The sequence below is a fragment of the Mesorhizobium sp. WSM4842 genome, assembly GCF_055901575.1.
In genome coordinates this window covers 3316241-3332788 of sequence record NZ_CM148372.1, presented here as the reverse complement: position 1 = coordinate 3332788, position 16548 = coordinate 3316241, and the positions used below count along the sequence as shown (strand labels likewise).

Sequence of the window (16548 nt, the reverse complement as noted above, 5' to 3'; positions counted from 1 at the left end):
GTATGATGCACAGCGCGAGGCGTAAACCAATACTCCCAGTTCACAGTCGCGTGACATCCGGTCGTGCTATTGATGGAGTGCCGAGCCGCGGGAGCCTAGACCTTGCCGATTGCGCTCGCTCCGCCGGGCGGTGTCGGCTTTACCAGCTCGCCGAGGTCCGGCTCGCCACAGCGCGCCAAGATCGCTTCGCGTACAGCGTCGCGGAGACGCAATACCGCTGCAAAATCGGTTCCAGACGGCGCAATGGGAGCGCCGATCTCAATTGTGACCGGCGTCCATCGTGGAAACCATTGGTCACCGCGCAGCATGGATCGCGTTCCACGGATAATGCCGGGCAGTACCGGCAGGTTGGCATCAACCGCGATCTTGAAAGCTCCGAGATAGAAGGCAGAGAGACCTGGTCTGCGCGTGAACGTGCCTTCGGGAAAGAACACGAGAATGCGTTCTTGCCGGGCGATCTTGGTCAGGGATTCGGCGTCGGAAAGGCTGCCTGTGACGTCATAGCGCTCGACAAACAGTGTGCCTAACCGGCGCAGGAAGGGCCCGGCAAAGACCTGCCCCGCCAGCTCCTTCTTGGCCACGAAAGCTGGTTCTCCCGGCAGAATCGCAGCCAACACCAAGGCGTCCATATAGCTCGAATGGTTGAATGCGAGTATCGCGTTGCGGCGGGGAATGTGCTCGATGCCGCTCGCCGTGATGGTCATGCCGGCAAGGGTGAGCGCGGCACGGGCGATCGTCCTCGCCGCGGCCCAGCGCCAGCCGAGTCGCGGCAGAAGCATCACCGCCAGCCATGCCAAGAAGAAGCTGCAGGCCACGACGATCCACCACCATCCGGCGTAGACAACGTCGGCGAGAAGCCGGCGCAGCCGCTTCAGCTGCGGGCCTGCTCCCGCAAACGACAGCCGCAAGACTTGCCACCAGAGAGAGCGTTGCGGCGCTCCAATTGTCCCGCTCTCGTAAAGCTCCTTGGCCGCGCTGCGGCGAATCTTCCCGCTGGATGTCTTCGGCACGGCTCGCGGCGGCGCGAGGACCATATCGTCGGGAGGTGTCCCGGCGATATCCGTTGCGACCTCATGAGCGCGCTTTTGCAACTCCGCGCGGGCGGGTTCGTCGGTCTCGCGCGTTTCCGCCACGACGACTACACGCTCCGTTCCCGTGGATTGATCGGTGGCGCCGAACACGACGACGCCTCCCTTGCGCACGCCGGGGATGCCCGCGACGGCCTCTTCGATCTCTTGCGGATAGATGTGACGCCCAGCGCGGATGATGATGTCCTTTACCCGGCCGGTAATGTAGACATCACCGCTCGCCACGTATGCCCTGTCTCCGCTGTCGAGCCAGCCATCGCGGAACAGCTCGCGTGTCTTGGCGTCGTTCTCGAAATAGCCGGAGGTCGCCGACGGGCCACGGAATTCGAGCCGGCCTTCCTGGCGTTCACCAAGCTCATAGCCGGCGCCATCGACGATGCGGACTTCATGACTTGGCAGAGGATGTCCGCAGGCGACGATTTCAAGCGGCTTCGGATCGTCGGGGCCGGCGGGCATGGCCGCGCCACGGCCGGTCAGCGCAGTACGATCCACGCGATCGATGATCGGCGAGCGGCCCGGCGGGGGAAAGGCCAGCCCCACCGTGTTCTCAGCCAGGCCGTAGACCGGCGCCATGGCTCCCGGCTTGAAGCCATGATGCTCAAATCTTTCAATGAACCGACGCAGCGTCTGAACACTGACCGGCTCCGCCCCGTTTGCGACCATGCGGAGTGAGCTTAGATCAAGTCCTTCGAGATCGGCGTCGTCTGTCTTGTTCAGACAGAACTCAAAGCCGAAGTTCGGGGAAGCGGACAAGGTGGCGCGAAAACGGTGCATGGACCAGAGCCAGCTCTCCGGGCGTACGAGAAAGCTCAATGGCGACATCGCATAGAGCGGCGCGCCAAAATGAAGGCATCCCAACCAAGCGCCGATCAGACCCATGTCGTGATAGAGCGGCAGCCAGCTGACAAAGACGTCAGCCGAGCTCGCCTCCATCACCGCGCCCATGGCCCGAACATTGGCAAGCAGGTTGGCGTGGCTCAGCACGACGCCTTTCGGATCTCCGGTGCTGCCTGACGTGTATTGTATCAGCGCGGTCGAGTGATCGTCCGTGACCGGCGGCAGCTGTGTGGCAGCGGGCTCGGTGCTGAGACTTGCGACGTTCTCGACGCTGTCCAGGGATTCGACCTGTCCGCGCAGCAGCGCTGCAGGACCCATTCCTTCCTGCATCGTGACGAGTATGCGGGCGCCGGCATTGCTCAAGATGCCCGCCTGGCGACGCAGATGATCCTCGATCTGCGACAGCCGCATCGGCGGATAGATCGGCACCGGCACGGCTCCGGCGTAGAGAATGCCGAAGAATGCGGAGAAGAAATCGAGACTCGTGGGCAGCATCAAAGCGACACGATCGCCCGGCTCGACATTGCGGCGGATCAATCCGGCCGCGACGGCACGAGCTGATTCCGCCAGTTCTGCATAGGTCATTGCCCCCAATGCCGTTGTGTCGTCCTGCAGGACCGTCAGGTGAAGGCGATCAGGATGCTGCGCGACGTGCCAGTCGAGGACCTCGACGAGCGTCCCGGCCTCGGTGGCAGCCGGAACGGGAGGAAGGGCAATGGTCGGCTGCACCGTGCGGGCCGAGCCTGGTCGGGCGCCGGCGTGTTCGAGAGCATTGATCAGATCGCCGATCGTATCCGCCTCACCAACGATTTGAGTAGGCAGCCGCACCCGGAACGCACGCTCGATCCGCAGGATCAGCTCCGTCCGACCAAGGCTGTCGATGCCGAGGTCCCTTTCGATCCGGCTTGACGGCGAGATGTCGATCGCATTTGCACGTTGCGGCTGAAGCTCGTGCGCGAACTCGCGCACAACGGCGATCAGGTCGCCCTCGCGCGATCTCCTGTCATCGGTCGTAGGAACCATCTTCGTGCCCGTTTCCCACGCCAAATGTTAACGCTTCAGGCAATTGGACGTTGACGCGCGTGCTGTCAGAGCAATCGAGCCTCCCCTGCGGTTGGCATTGATGGATCAAAGCCGTGGCGAGCGGCAGGGCCATTGTTGTCTTAACTATAGCGTTCTGGCGGCTCAGCAACGGCCTGGACGCGAGCGGCGTTATTGGAAGCTGGCTGCTATATCGGTCGTTTCATCGTATTCCCACCAGCCCCTTGCGAAACTGACGATTGTGGCGCCGCTGGGCGTGACAGCCGGATTCCTGGATGCCGCAGCGCCAAGATCAGCCATTTGCACCGCGCTCGTTCATGACCGGTTTCAGCCGTTGGGCTGACGAACCAGTCACTAGAAAAATTGGCGGTCGATACTGTCGACAGAGGTTTCGGAGGCACTTGCCCTCCGGCGTGGCTTCCGTCCTTTGGAATTCCCGGAACTAGCTCTTTGCAGTATGCTGCCGCATTTGTAGGGTGAGCGTAGTGTCACTCGCCACGCATGCGATAGGCAGCACAATCTTGGCGGGGGAACGCATGAGGGGGATTGTTGACGCGGTCGTCATAGGCGCGGGCTCGGCCGGGCTTGGCGTCAGCTACTTCCTGCAACAACGCGGCTGCGCGCACCACGTTCTCGAGCGAGGCCGTATCGGAGAGACGTGGCGAACGCAGCGCTGGGACTCCTTCCGGCTGAACTCGACGAATATACGCACCACGCTGCCCGGCGATTCCTACGACGGCCCGGACCCTTGGGGTGCGATAACCCACCATGAATTCGTCGGCTATCTGGAAGGCTATGTTGACCGGCACCGCTTGCCGGTCCGCACTGGAGTGCCGGTTGAGCGGCTGAACCGAGAGGACGGAGCCTACCGAGTCACGACTGATCGCGAGACGTTTCTGGCGCGCACGATCGTGGTTGCAACCGGCAACCAGAGCCGTCAGGTCCGGCCGCCCTGGTCGTCCGACTTGCCGACGGCAGTTCGCCAGGTCGATTCCTCTGCCTATCGCAAGCCGGACGAGTTCGCTGACGGCGCCGTGCTGGTGGTCGGGAGTGGCCAGTCGGGCGGCCAGATAGCCGAGGACTTGGTGCATGCCGGACGTCTTGTGTATCTAGCGACGAGCCGCACTGGCCGCCTGGTACGCCGCTATCGCGGCGGCGACTCGTTCAACTGGCTCACTGTATCCGGCTTTGCCGACGTCCCGCGCCGGGAGCTTATCCTGGAGAACGGCAGGCTGCCGCCGCGTCCGCTGCTCGGGGCAATCCACACGATCAGCCTGCAATCGCTGAGCGCGCAAGGGGTGGTGCTGCTCGGCCGCTTCCGGGGCGTGGAGAACGGCAGCCTCATCTTCGGCGACGAGATCGGCGAGCACATGCGCTTCGCAGACGAGGCCTCGGCGGACGCGAAGCGTGTGATCGACGAGTATATCGAGCGCACCGGCCTCGATGCGCCGCCGGCCGACGATGATCCTGCCGAAACGGTTGCGCCGATTCTGGCTGATCCGCCGATCCGATCGATCGACCTGGCCGCAAGTGGCATCTCCTCGATAATCTGGTGCACCGGCTTCTCGGGCGACTTCTCATGGGTGAAGGTTCCCGGTGCCCTGGATGAGGCTGGCCAACCCATGCACGAGGATGGTGTCGGCACCATTCCCGGGCTCTACTTCGCCGGCCTCGATTTTGCGCTAACGCGGAAATCAGGCACCATACCGGCCGTTGCCGAGGAGGCGCACCATCTGGTGGCGCACATCGACAAAAGACGAGTGGACTCATGGTCGAGAACGCCTGGAGTGGATCGCGAGGTCATGTAATGACTTCCATCGCCACCTCTGGAGCACCGATCACAATGGTGACGGTTGCTCGTTTGTCTAGCGTCGCTAGCCGCCAGCGCTGGAACTTCCCTTCGGCTGCCGGAAGCGGACAAAGCTGCGATTGACGGGCGTAAAAGTTGCGGCGCTCGTTGACGAGGAGCGCTCACCCGGCCATCGGTTTTGAGTCGACCTGGCGTGCGTTTTGGCCCTGGTCGGCGGCGGGGGGCTGGGGCATCGATCCGGCTCAGAATGTGATCGGAGATGCCGCGCGCGATCTCCCGCTGAGCAGGTGCAGCTGGGGAGTGGGCATCTGAATTTTGACGCGCCCGTTTGAACGGCTGCGCGGCAAGTCCTGATGGCCGCTATCGGGCCATTCATGATCCATAATCGAACGTGGCAAGTGCTTTGCCGCAGGATACCGGCGAACGGCACAGAGCTTAGAGGCGTCACGTCGAGTCTTTGGTGCCGTTCACCTGATGTGCGCCATGGCTGCGGAACCTCAAACCTGTCGCGCAGTATTTCCGCCGCGTGGCTTTCCCAATACTACTCTGCCTCATCCCCGGAAGCGGCATTGAGGAGGCCGTATCTCTCATCGCCGATCGAGGCGAGCAGATCGAGCTGGGTCTCGAGAAAGTTGATGTGGCCCTCCTCGTCTTTGAGCAGATCCTCGAACAGGTGCATGGTCACGTAGTCGCCCAGTTCCTGGCAGATCTCGCGTGACTTCTTGTAAGAGGTGCGCGCGTCGTATTCGCCGGCGAGGTCCGATTCCAGCACTTCCCTCACATTCTGCCCGATGCGAAGCGGCGCCACCGCCTGCAGGTTCGGGTGCCCTTCGAGGAAGATGGTCCGTTCGATAATCCGGTCCGCATGGTGCATTTCCTCGATAGATTCCTCGCGCTCCTTCTTCGCCAATTTGAAATAGCCCCAGTCCTCCAACAGGCGATAATGCAGCCAAAATTGATTGACGGCACCGAGTTCCAGAAACAGCGCTTCGTTAAGACGTTCAATGATCCTATCTTCGCCTTTCATGGGTTCTGCTCCCGTTTTGGGCGCGCGCCCCGCACGCATCATGTGGAACGATGCGCCCTTGTTCGCCTCCGGGCGCAGGATAGCACGCGGCGACCTAACCGTCATTTCGGGGGGGGCCGGAGGTTGCAAAGAGCGTATGAGATCCTTCCCGCCGCCCTGCGTTCTTGGTGAGCAGTTGCTAATCTGCCACGGTCGGGCGCTTGGAAGCTTGACGCACAATTTGAACGGCTGGAACGGGGCGGGGGAGCGGCCATTACCGAGCCGTCTCAACACGCTGTCGCGAAAACTTGTCTCGCGCCGTGCTATACTGACCACGCCAACCTGCACTGCGCGGGAAATGCCTCACCGCTGCGCACACAGAATGTTGACCTGCGGGAGTCGCCAGTCCGGATCAGAAATAAAACGACAGGGAGGATGACATGTCCCTCGACGCCAATGACTTCGATCAAGCAGTTGAAAAATACCACCTGGCCCTGGATGAGTTCATGAAAGGGAACCCCGCGCCTGCGAAGGAGCTCTTTTCCCAACGAGACGATGTAACACTGGGAAATCCCTTTGGCCCTTTCGCGCATGGATGGAAGCAGGTCGTTGAGACGATGGAGCAAGCGGCATCGAACTACAGGGACGGCGACGCTACCGGCTTCGAGAACGTAGCGAAGTGTGTGACGTCTGAACTGGCATACCTCGTCGAAGTAGAGCGGCTCAGGTCCAAGGTTGGCGGTCGGATCGATGTCACCCCTTTGGCGTTACGTGTGACGAGCGTCTTTCGCCCAGAAGATGGTCTCTGGAAGATTGTGCATCGTCATGCTGATCCGATAACGACGGCTCAGTTGGCCGATTCGGTACTCCGCCGATAGACGTCGTTGCGGTTTGGACCCTTCGGTCACCGATGCCGGGTCGAAGAGCGCAGAGTGAAGCGGCCAGCGCGCCTGTTGCGACAATCCTCCGCCGGAGCGGCTGCGCGCCTGACATGGTGTCGCGGCGACGTGACATGATCCAGAATAAAGTTTCACTAAACAAGCAGATAGAGCCATGTCTTGATTCTATCTGGCAGGATGGCATCTCGGCATCGCCGGCCCGGCGCATGCCGATCGGTGTGCAACTCGATCTCGCCCTTGAGCATGCTCAGGAAGCGAACATGATCTGCCAGACGGCAACGGCCGCAAGCGCTAGCCCGGCAACGCCTTCGATGGTTCGGGAAATGGTTTCGAGTGGCTTGCCGGCGAAGAAATCCACCAGACGTTCCCGAAACAGGATCGACAACACCGCGACGCAGGACAGCGTCAGCGCCACGCCGACCATCATGGTGATTGCGAAGAGCAAGCCGGCGCCGGGAACGCCTCTGGACATCGCGAAGGTCATCACGAAAAGCGTCAGCGGGCACGGGATCAGACCTGCCATGGCGCCGACCGCCTCGCCCTCATGCTTGTGGTGACGGCCGTGACTCAAAGCGCGCCACAGCATCCACACGCCAATAAGGCCGAGCAGCCCGCGACTGATATCCTCCAGAAGCGGAGCGCGGCCGACGCTGCCCAAAGCGATGGAGACCAGCGGCAGCGAGAGAACCGCAATCAGAACGGCAATCGTCACATGGGTGAAGGACAGCGTAATCGATACGAAAAGGCCGCGCGGAACCTTGGCATCCGAACCCGCAAGATATGTCGCTAGCACAGCTTTGCTGTGGCCGGGCGTCAGCGCATGCGCAGCGCCGAAGACGATGCCCACCGGCAGGAAGCCCATGAACGCCAGCCAGTCGCCTCCCACTGAGAGCAGTTTGATCTGCTCGCCGGCCGCCAGATAGATCGTTCGTTGGAACTCGACAAGAATTTGGAACATCAGCTGAGGCTAACAGAAACGAGCCGCTCCGAGCGACCGTTAGTGGCTGTCGTGTTCGCCGTGAGCATCTTCATGGGAATGATCCGCATCCGCGCTCGCCAATCTTATATTGGCCGCCGCAAGCGCCGGCATGTGCTCGAACAGATCGTGCTCCAGCGCTGCCGTAATCTTCTTCGCTTCGCAGACCGGCAGGCTTTCTCCTACGGCGATGGCAATGTCGGCGTGCAGCCTGTGACCGATCCACCGCGCCTTGGCCTCGACAATGCGCGCTGCCGGCACATGCGCGGCCGCATGGTGGATTTCGCCGATGACATCAGGCTCCACGCCGTCGAGCATGCGGGTCAGCACCGAGCGGGCCGACTGCCAGACGATGCCGAAGATGGCAAGAGTGATGAGGAGGCCGACGATCGGGTCGGCCAGCGCAAAACCGAGCCAGACGCCGAGCGCCCCGATGACCACGGCAAGGCTGGTCAGGCCGTCGGTGCGGGCGTGATAGCCGTCGGCAATCAGTGCGGCGCTGTTGATTTCGCGGCCGACGCGGATGCGGAACACCGCGACGGCCTCATTGCCGAGAAAGCCGACAAGGCCCGCCGCCGCCAGCCAACCAAGATGCGTCACCACGCGTGGATTGATCAAGCGGTCGATGGCCTGGTAGCCGGCGACGATGGCGCTGAACAGGATGATCCCAACGATGATGATCCCGGCCAGGTCCTCGACCCGGCCAAGGCCGTAGGTGAAGGTCGGCGACGGCTTGCGCCGGGCCAGCATGAAGGCGATCCACAGCGGAATGGCGGTGGTGGCGTCACCGATGTTGTGGATCGTGTCGGCCAGCAGCGCCACGCTGCCCGACAGCGCGACCACGACCATCTGCAGTGCCGCGGTAATTGCCAGGATGACGAACGACCATTTGATCGCCCAGATGCCTCGGTCGGTCGTCGCAATGGTCGCATCTATGACCCCGTGGGTGTGACCGTGCGACCCGCTCGCATGATCGTGATGGCCTTGACCATGCGCGGCGTGATCGCGCGACCCGAACCCGAACCAGTCGAGAATGTGCGCGCCGAGACGGCTCACAGGTATTTGACGGCTCACAGGTATTTCGCCAGGTGCTTGAGTTCCGCCAGCGAGTTGCCGCCGGCTTCCGCGGTGTCCGTCAGGCAATGCTCGATATGATCGTGGATCAGTTCGCGCTTTGCGCTGCTGATGGCGCTCTCCACGGCGTGGAGTTGCTGCGCCAGATCAACGCAAGGACGACGCGCCTCGAACATCGACAGCACCGCCGCGAGGTGGCCTTGCGCGCGCTTCAGACGCTTCACGATAGCAGGATGCGAACGATGGATGCTTACGGACATGCTTCTTTTGTATCCTCCCCCCGGGGATACAGTCAATCTTTTCGACTTACTTTAACTTTGCCGCTGAGTGTCCCACAGTCCGAAGAAAACCCTCGGCGCGCCCAGCGACCTGCCACCCTCCTACGGATAGCTTTGCCGGCCGCCGGTTGCGCCGTATTATTTCGTGACCGTGTCGCGCGGGAACCTTCCCTCGCACCACGCGTTCGGGGCGCTGTATTCGTCATGCCTCATATTTAGGCAAACGTAGGTGACGGGCGAATACCGGCGGGGAGGCAAATGCATGGGTTGGGGAGGAGCATATTGTGATGTCGAACCGCGAAATTGAAACGTCCCACACATTGGGGCTGCGCGTCGCTAATCTCAAGGCCAGGATGAGAAGCGCCCGTATTACCGAACACGAAATTAAAACCTTTCAGAAGGTCGCCGCCGTCATGGGAGGAGGTGAAGGCTCCCTACGGCTCGATGCCGACGACCTGATTGCGGCGTCTTTCGTTGTCGAGGACGAGCCCAGGACAAACTGACGATCGTGGCGCCCCCGGCGATCAGCCAGGCACCACGTCGGAGGCCAGGAAAGCGGCGCGTCCGAGGCTGGCGACCGCTTTCCTGACACGCTGCAAATGCGCCTCGCGCTCCACCGCTGAGACAGTGTCCATCCGGTAGAGCGCCAGGAATTTTGTCGAGCACAGCGGATGGCAAACGGAGCGGAAGCCGCGCAGCAGGGTGCGCCGGCCGGGCTGGCCCATGATCCACGACATCAGCGGCGTCGCGCCGCATGTGGTCATCACCAGCACCCGGCGTATGTGCCGCAATTTGGGGCGTGCGCCGCGCTGCGCCGTCGGCATCTCGAAGGCGAAGCCCGGCACCAGCACCCGCTCCAACCAGCCCTTGAGCATGGCCGGCAGGCCATACCACCAGGTCGGGTAGATGAAGATGACGGCCTCCGCCCAAAGCAGTTCCTGCGCCCGGTCATGCACCGGCGCGAGGTTCGCCGCCTTGTCGTGATAGCCGCGCCATTCGTCGGCGCGCATGATCGGGTCGAAATCGGTCGCGTAGAGGTCGAGGAGATGAACCTCATGGCCGCGTTCGGCAAGCGTCTCCAGCACCGTGTCGCGCACAGCCCCGTTGAAGCTGTCGGTGCAGGGATGGCAATAGACGACAAGGACTTTCATGTTGGGCTCAACCGGCTGGGTTTGCATCATCGCCGGCTTGAAACGCGCATGCAATGGCCTGCGGGACATCGTCAGCACCGTAATCGAGGCGCTCTGCGCCGCCCCTCGTTTCTGGATACTCGTATACGAGGATACAGATATCCACACGGGCGGCTTTCTGTTAGCAAGGCTCACCTGACGGGAGAATCGATTGCGCGGACTTGGCGAAGGCTTACTGCAGAAGCCGCTGACGGTGGCGGAGCAAGTGGCGAATGTGCTGCGCGAATCGATTGCCGAGGGCAGCCTGGCGGCCGGCACGCCGCTGCGTCAGGACGACCTGGCCGAGCGGTTCGGCTTCAGCCGCATGCCGGTCCGCGACGCGCTTCGCCAGCTCGAAGCCGAAGGCATCGTGTCGATCCATCCGACCAAGGGCGCGCATGTCGCCAGGATGGACGCTGCCGAGATCAGGGAGATCTTTGCGGTCCGCGCATTGCTCGAAGGCGAAGCGCTGCGGCTCTCGATCCCCAACCTCGGCAAAGAAAAACTAGACGAGGCCGGCTATGTGCTCAACCAGATCGATGCCGAGCCGAATGTCGGCCGCTTGGGAACGCTGAACCGTGCCTTTCATCTGGCCCTTTACAGCGCCTGCGGCAACACAAGGCTGCTCGGCCTGATCGAAGCCCACCACAATGCGGCCGACCGCTACGTTCGCGTTCTCCTGTCCAACCTCGACTATCGCAGCCGCTCGCAGTCGGAGCACCTCGACCTGTTGACGACCTGCCGCCACCGTGACGCCGAGGCAGCCGTCCGCGTCCTGAAAAGGCACCTCAGCGACGGCATGGAAACGCTCGCCAGGGCTGGAGATGGGCTAGCGGGAAAGTCCTGACCTTGCCGGAGCGCTCTCGCAAAACCATAGCGCCACGACCGAATACCGGCCGGCAACGCCCCTCGCCTAGCGCCGGAGCCAATCCGCCAGGAGTGAGCCTTTGCCGTGCGCTGTCGAAACTCGGCCTGTGCTCGCGCAAGCAGGCAGAGATTCTGGTCGCCGAAGGGCGCGTCCGTGTCGCCGGAAAAATTGTGCGCAACGGCTCGCTGCGCGTCGATCCCGGCCGCGACCGCATTGAGGTCGACGGCAGCCGCGTTGTCGCCGAGCGCAAGGTCTATCTGTTGATCAACAAGCCGCGCGGCCTGGTCACCACCCGCGACGACCCGCAGGACCGCGGCACCGTCTATGACTGCCTGGCAGAACTCAACCTGCCCTTCGTGTCGCCGGTCGGCCGCCTCGACAAGGCCAGCGAAGGCCTGCTTTTGATGACCAACGACACGCGCTTCGCCCAGCGCCTGCTCGACCCCGCCTCGCACGTCGCCAAGGTCTATCACGTGCAGACGGGCACCCTGCCCGACGCGGCCGTGCTGGCCAAGTTGCGGGCCGGTGCGACGGTCGATGGCGAAGATTTGACGGCGCGGTCGATCGAAGTCCTGCGCAGCGGCACCAGCACCGCCTGGCTGGAAATCACCCTCGACGAGGGCCGCAACCGCCACATCCGCCGGCTGCTCGGCGCGCACGATGTCGAGGTGCTTCGCCTGGTGCGGGTGGCGATCGGCCCGTTGCAGCTCGGTGAGCTCGCCAAGGGCAAGGCCCGCCACCTCACCGTCGAAGAGCTGGCGCTGCTTCAGGCCTGAGCGAAGGTGCCGAAGCGACCCGGCAAAGCGGAACGGCAGGCCAATCGCTTCAGCTTTGCGCTGCCCCTCACCTGCCTGCCGGCATCCTCTCCCCGTATAATGACGGGGAGAGGGGCGCTCTCATCTATGGTTTCGCCAATCACCAGCGTTGCAGAAAGGGTGCCGAGTTTGCGGCCAGCCCCTTCTCCCCGTCACTATACGGGGAGAAGTGCCCGGCAGGGCGATGAGGGGCGGCGCCGACTCCGACAACTGCCCCTTAGCACGAAGCTGCCCGTCGCCTCTACGCAGGCCCTCGAAGACACCCTTACTTCGCGTCGTGGAAGATAATGCCGACAGTGTGGCGCAGGCCGGAGCAAAGCCGGCTGACGCCGTGCCTGAGATTGACGCGGTAGCTGCCTTTGCTGCCCTGGACCGGACGATTGTGAACCGCGAAGGCGACGGCGTCGCTCTGGCGCAGCGGCACCACCTCGGCGCGGCTCTGCATGCGCGGACGCTGTTCGGTCAGCACGAACTCGCCGCCGGTGAAGTCCTCGCCGGGTTCGGACAGTAGAATCGCCACCTGCAGCGGGAAGGCAAGATCGCCGTAGAGATCCTGATGCAGGCAGTTGAAGTCGCCGGGACCATATTGCAGCAGGAGCGGCGTCGGCCGCGTCTGGCCCTGCTCGTGGCATTGCTTAAGGAACGCGGCGTGTTCGTCCGGGTAGCGCTGGGCGACGCCCATGCGCTCGTTCCAGTCGTTGGCGACCGCGGCCAGGCGCGGATAGAGCGCGGTGCGCAAGCCGCCGATCAGTTCGGGCAAGGGATAGCGGAAATAGCGATACTCGCCCTTGCCGAAGCCGTGCCGCGCCATATGGACATGGCTGCGGAAATGGCTTTCGTCGGGATAGAGCCCGGCGATCTGCCGGCATTCTTCTGGCGTCAGCAGCTTTTCCATCACCGCGCAGCCATAGCCGCTCATCTCCTCGGCCAGCGCCTGCCAGTCATATTCGGCGACGCGCGCTTCGGCCGATCGGACCGCTGCCTTCGAACTTATCGAATGGACGGTCTGGCTCTGCCTCCAATGGCTTCTTCTGCCATCAGAGATGGGTGAAACAGCGCGTGCAAACCACCCGTTTCCTGCCAATGGGTTACGCACAGGGTTGAAGCTGCCGATCTCCCCTTGCGGGGGAGATGTCGGCAGGACAGGGGCGGCCTCATTCCAGCTTGGGTTCCTCGCCCCCACGAAAGTGGGGGAGAGAAGCTATGGGGCGGCGGCGAGGGTTGTGGCACCATCGTTGCTGTGAACTCAACGAATGGAGCGCCCCGATGCACCAGAATGATCTGAGCAAGTCCCTCGTCGCCTTCGATCAGGATAGCACACTGGTCGCGGTCGTTGAACTGAGCGCCAGGAGCTGGCTGGTGGCCGGGCTGGTTCCCGGGCTTGGCCGCGAGCCGCTGAAGAAGCAGGGTGCCGATCCTGTGGCGCTGCTGAGGCTGCTGTGTCGCTGGCGCGACGAGGCGGTGAAGGCCGGCAAGACGATCGCGCGCATTGCGGTGGCGTTCGAGGCTGGCCGCGACGGCTTCTGGCTGGCTCGGCTGCTGTTGGCGCAAGGGATCGAGATCCATGTGATCCACGCGGCCAGCATCCCGGTGTCGCGCGAGCACCGGCGGGCGAAGTCGGACCGGCTGGACACGCAGTTGCTGATGCGTTCGTTTGTAGGCTGGCTGCGCGGCGAGGCCAGGCACTGCGGCATGGTGGCGATCCCGACGATCGAGGAGGAGGACGCGCGGCGCGCCAATCGCGAGCACGAGACGCTGGTTGGCGAGCGCACCAGCCTTGTCAGCCGGATGCAGGCGACGCTGGCGCGCTTTGGCGTCCGCGGCTTCAATGTGAAGCTGAAGAAAGCGGCGGAGCGGCTGGAACAGCTGCGTGGCGCCGAAGGGGTGCCGCTGCCACCCAACACGCTGGCCGAACTGCGCCGCGACATGGCGCGGCTGCGGCTGATCCGGGCGCAGCTCGAGGAGATCGAGAAGACGCGCCTGGAGCGCCTGGCGCGGGCGCCGCAGGAGGGCAGCCATCCCATGGTGCTGATGCTGGCCAGGGTGATGGGCATCGGCATCGAAACGGCCGACATGCTGGTGCATGAGATCCTGTCGCGCAATCTGCGCGACCGCCGCGCGGTGGCCCGTTATGCCGGGCTGACCGGGGCGCCGGACGAGAGCGGCTCCAAACGGCGCGAGAAAGGGCTGGCGCGGGCCGGCAATGCGCGGGTCAGGCGCGGCATGATCCAGCTCGCCTGGCGCTGGCTGATGTTCCAGAAGGGCAGCGCCCTGGCGCAGTGGTTCGCGCAGCGCACCGCCGGGCACCAGCGCAACCTGCGCAAGACCATGATCGTGGCCCTGGCGCGCAAGCTGCTGATCGCGCTGTGGCGCTATGTGAGCGCCGGCGAAGTGCCGGCTGGCGCCATCCTGCGCCCCGCGGCATGAACGATCGAAACGAAACCGGCTAAAGGAGCCCACGCCACAACAGGTCCGGCATCCATCCGCCCGCGGCGGAGCAATGCCAGGACGATCCGAGGCGGCGGTGACCCGCAAGCCACCTATGGCATGATATCCCATGCGCGCGGGAGAGAATGGGAACCGCCTCCGAGGAGCCTTGCCGCCGATGCGCATGACTGCATCATGGGTTCGGATCGCCGCGATCCGCCGAATACAAGGTTGTGGGCGCGCTGGCGCCACGCCAGGCAGGTTCCCCCTCAGGTCGCCCTTGCGCCGCCAGCCGCCGGCCGGCCTGACCGAAACCAGCCGATGCTGCAATTGCGAGGCTGTCATGACGCCCCTGACCGGTAACGATAGCGCCGGGCTCGACCCCGTCCAGGACGCGTGCCCGCGCCGGCTCCGCCGGTGCCGCAAGCGGCATCCTGGACAGGCTCTGCGCGCGACGCTCCCTCCAAAAGCAGGTCGGGACGGAGGGATGGCCGCCAAACCGTCGAACAAAGGGATGGCCGCCTTGAAAAGGCCCCTTGACAGCGAAAGCCCCATACAAGGTGGCTCGGCGAAGCCGAGACGGAGAGGGGGAATCGCGCACTACGAAAGCCCCCTCTCCGGCCGCGGAGCCTGTCCTCGGGCTTGCCAAAGGCAAGACCCGTGGGCGGCCACCTCTCCCCCGCTTCGAGGTGGGCGAGGAACCTAGGCTCGAGAGTTCGAGGGACAGCCCCCCATAGGCGCTAACCTTAGGGGTAGACTGGTGGAATCGAGATGTGATTCCTAGGCCAGATGCAGAGGAATGATTCGATTGAAAGCGATTGGCAGGCTCTGATCTCGAGACTGTCGCAATGTGTTGATCTTGACACGACGGCGCGAGCGACGGGAGCGCTGGTACGTCGTCGCAATGTTGCGGACGCAGCGACATTGCTGCGTCTGGCCTTGGCCTATGGCCCCGGCGGGATGAGCCTGCGCTCGGCGGCCGCCTGGGCCGGGATGAACGACGTTGCGAGCCTTTCCGATGTTGCTCTTTTGAAGCGCTTGCGTGGAGCGGCCGATTGGCTTGGCTGCATCGCAGGCGCCTTGCTGGAAAACGCTTGTGTCAAAAGTACCGCGGCGACGGGGCGTCGGCTGCGCGTCGTCGATGGCAGTTCGATCTCGCACCCCGGCAGTGCCGGCACGGACTGGCGGCTGCACGCCACCTACGAACCTGCGCTTGCGCGGTTCACGCATCTGGAGATTAGCGACGCTCGCGGCGGTGAAGGCTTCTTTCGTGTTCCGCTTCGCCAAGGCGACATCGTTGTCGGCGATCGCGCCTACGCTCGTACCCCGTCCCTTGAAAAGGTGGTGGCGGCGGGCGGCGACTTCATCGTGCGCACGGGCTGGAACAGTGTTCGGCTGACCACGCCCGAAGGGCAACGGGTCGACTGGAACGCCATCTTTGAGCCCTTGCAGCCCGGTGAAGTTTGCGAGATGAGCGTGCTCCTGGAGCATTCAGGCCGCACAAGCAAGAGCCGAGGCAAGCCGCTCTTGCCGGCGAGGCTCATCGTCAAGCGCAAGGATGAGGAGGCCACGCAAAAAGCACAGAAGGCGGCAAGGCGAGGGCATCAGCGACGTGGCAGCAAGAGGCTGCACCCGATGACCCTCACCGCAGCAGGCTTCGTCATGCTGCTGACGTCGATCCCAGCCGATGAATTGGCGGCCGACGAGGTTCTGCAAACCTATCGGCTGCGCTGGCAAGTCGAACTCGCCTTCAAGCGGCTCAAGAGTGGAATGGGTATCCATAAGCTTCCCGCACGCGATGAGCGGCTCGCTCGAAGCTGGCTGACAGCCCATCTGATCCTGGCGCTGATGATCGACGAGGCCGTCACCGACGTTCTCGACTCTCCCCCCTGTGAAGATGAAACCACCCACAGCGCAATCGCTGTCCCTTTGGAGGCTGCATAGTCTCCTGCGTCCTGCAATCCTCAACGCCATACTGATCGTGATGCGGCCGGGAAAAATCGTGGCGCGCTTTGCCGAAATCATCCGCCACGTCTGCGATCCACCGAGGCGACGAAAAAGCCAATCCGCCGCAGCAAGGATAACGCTCATGCCCTAAGTTAGCGCCTATGGGACAGCCCCCCCTCTGCCTTGCCAGGCATCTCCCCCGCAAGGGGGGAGATCGGCAGCTTCAACGCCCCGTTGTCCTGGATCAGCTTCACCCGCCGCGACGCAGCATGGATTTCGGCAAAATCTGGCCCATATCCCTGATAGGGAGCTT

General features: G+C 63.4%; 14 protein-coding genes and 1 pseudogene. 8 read left to right on the top strand and 7 right to left on the bottom strand.

All coding sequences use genetic code 11. The annotated features are described in order from the left end of the window. Positions 1–95 precede the first annotated feature (95 nt). Positions 96–2948 carry an AMP-binding protein gene (locus tag AC0NIE_RS16030; RefSeq protein WP_473489783.1) on the bottom strand — a complete coding sequence of 951 codons (2853 nt, stop codon included), beginning with the start codon at positions 2946–2948 and terminating at the stop codon, positions 96–98. 188 nt (positions 2949–3136) lie between these two features. Between AC0NIE_RS16030 and AC0NIE_RS16025 the strand changes: the two are divergent. After that, positions 3137–3249 (top strand): annotated as a pseudogene (locus tag AC0NIE_RS16025) (sulfite exporter TauE/SafE family protein); the annotation flags it as partial. 253 nt (positions 3250–3502) lie between these two features. Then, entirely contained in the window at positions 3503–4774 is a 1272-nt protein-coding gene (locus tag AC0NIE_RS16020) for a flavin-containing monooxygenase (protein WP_473489782.1), read from the top strand. Between the two features lie 543 nt (positions 4775–5317). Here AC0NIE_RS16020 and bfr read toward each other — a convergent pair. Next, the gene (gene bfr, locus AC0NIE_RS16015; RefSeq protein WP_473489793.1) at positions 5318–5803 is read right to left on the bottom strand and encodes a bacterioferritin; all 486 of its coding nucleotides are present in this window, start codon (positions 5801–5803) and stop codon (positions 5318–5320) included. 419 nt (positions 5804–6222) lie between these two features. On the opposite strand from bfr, the gene AC0NIE_RS16010 reads away from it, so the two are divergent. Continuing rightward, a complete protein-coding gene (locus AC0NIE_RS16010) occupies positions 6223–6660 on the top strand; it encodes a YybH family protein (protein WP_473489781.1) in 438 nt (145 codons plus the stop codon). Positions 6661–6928: 268 nt separating this feature from the next. Here AC0NIE_RS16010 and AC0NIE_RS16005 read toward each other — a convergent pair whose 3' ends face one another. Genes AC0NIE_RS16005 through AC0NIE_RS15995 form a run of 3 tightly spaced genes read right to left on the bottom strand, consistent with a single transcriptional unit; the run spans position 6929 to position 8991 of the window. Further along, positions 6929–7639 carry a HoxN/HupN/NixA family nickel/cobalt transporter gene (locus AC0NIE_RS16005; protein WP_473489780.1) on the bottom strand — a complete coding sequence of 237 codons (711 nt, stop codon included), beginning with the start codon at positions 7637–7639 and terminating at the stop codon, positions 6929–6931. A 39-nt stretch (positions 7640–7678) separates the two neighbouring features. Beyond that, positions 7679–8731, bottom strand: a complete 1053-nt coding sequence (locus tag AC0NIE_RS16000; protein WP_473489779.1) for a cation diffusion facilitator family transporter — start codon at positions 8729–8731, stop codon at positions 7679–7681. Then, complete coding sequence (locus AC0NIE_RS15995; RefSeq protein WP_473489778.1) at positions 8728–8991, bottom strand: metal-sensing transcriptional repressor; 264 nt, start codon at positions 8989–8991, stop codon at positions 8728–8730. The genes AC0NIE_RS16000 and AC0NIE_RS15995 overlap by 4 nt, the downstream gene beginning before the upstream one ends. A 305-nt stretch (positions 8992–9296) precedes the next feature. Between AC0NIE_RS15995 and AC0NIE_RS15990 the strand changes: the two genes are divergently transcribed. Next, on the top strand, positions 9297–9512 hold the full coding sequence (locus AC0NIE_RS15990) for a hypothetical protein (RefSeq protein ID WP_095491134.1): 216 nt from the start codon (positions 9297–9299) through the stop codon (positions 9510–9512). Between the two features lie 21 nt (positions 9513–9533). On the opposite strand, the gene AC0NIE_RS15985 is transcribed toward AC0NIE_RS15990, so the two are convergent. Next, complete coding sequence (locus AC0NIE_RS15985; RefSeq protein WP_473489777.1) at positions 9534–10160, bottom strand: NAD(P)H-dependent oxidoreductase; 627 nt, start codon at positions 10158–10160, stop codon at positions 9534–9536. Positions 10161–10350: 190 nt separating this feature from the next. Here AC0NIE_RS15985 and AC0NIE_RS15980 point away from each other — a divergent pair, with 190 nt between their 5' ends. Next, entirely contained in the window at positions 10351–11025 is a 675-nt protein-coding gene (locus AC0NIE_RS15980) for a GntR family transcriptional regulator (RefSeq protein WP_473489776.1), read from the top strand. A 92-nt stretch (positions 11026–11117) separates the two neighbouring features. Then, the gene (locus AC0NIE_RS15975; protein ID WP_473489775.1) at positions 11118–11822 is read left to right on the top strand and encodes a pseudouridine synthase; all 705 of its coding nucleotides are present in this window, start codon (positions 11118–11120) and stop codon (positions 11820–11822) included. Positions 11823–12126: 304 nt separating this feature from the next. Here the strand turns inward: AC0NIE_RS15975 and AC0NIE_RS15970 are convergent, their stop codons facing one another. After that, a complete protein-coding gene (locus AC0NIE_RS15970) occupies positions 12127–12780 on the bottom strand; it encodes a 2OG-Fe(II) oxygenase (protein ID WP_473489774.1) in 654 nt (217 codons plus the stop codon). A gap of 347 nt (positions 12781–13127) precedes the next feature. Between AC0NIE_RS15970 and AC0NIE_RS15965 the strand changes: the two genes are divergently transcribed. Both AC0NIE_RS15965 and AC0NIE_RS15960 read left to right on the top strand, forming a co-directional pair. Further along, positions 13128–14288 carry an IS110 family RNA-guided transposase gene (locus AC0NIE_RS15965; RefSeq protein WP_474047229.1) on the top strand — a complete coding sequence of 387 codons (1161 nt, stop codon included), beginning with the start codon at positions 13128–13130 and terminating at the stop codon, positions 14286–14288. Positions 14289–15077: 789 nt separating this feature from the next. Further along, on the top strand, positions 15078–16232 hold the full coding sequence (locus AC0NIE_RS15960) for an IS4 family transposase (protein ID WP_474047177.1): 1155 nt from the start codon (positions 15078–15080) through the stop codon (positions 16230–16232). Positions 16233–16548 lie beyond the last annotated feature (316 nt).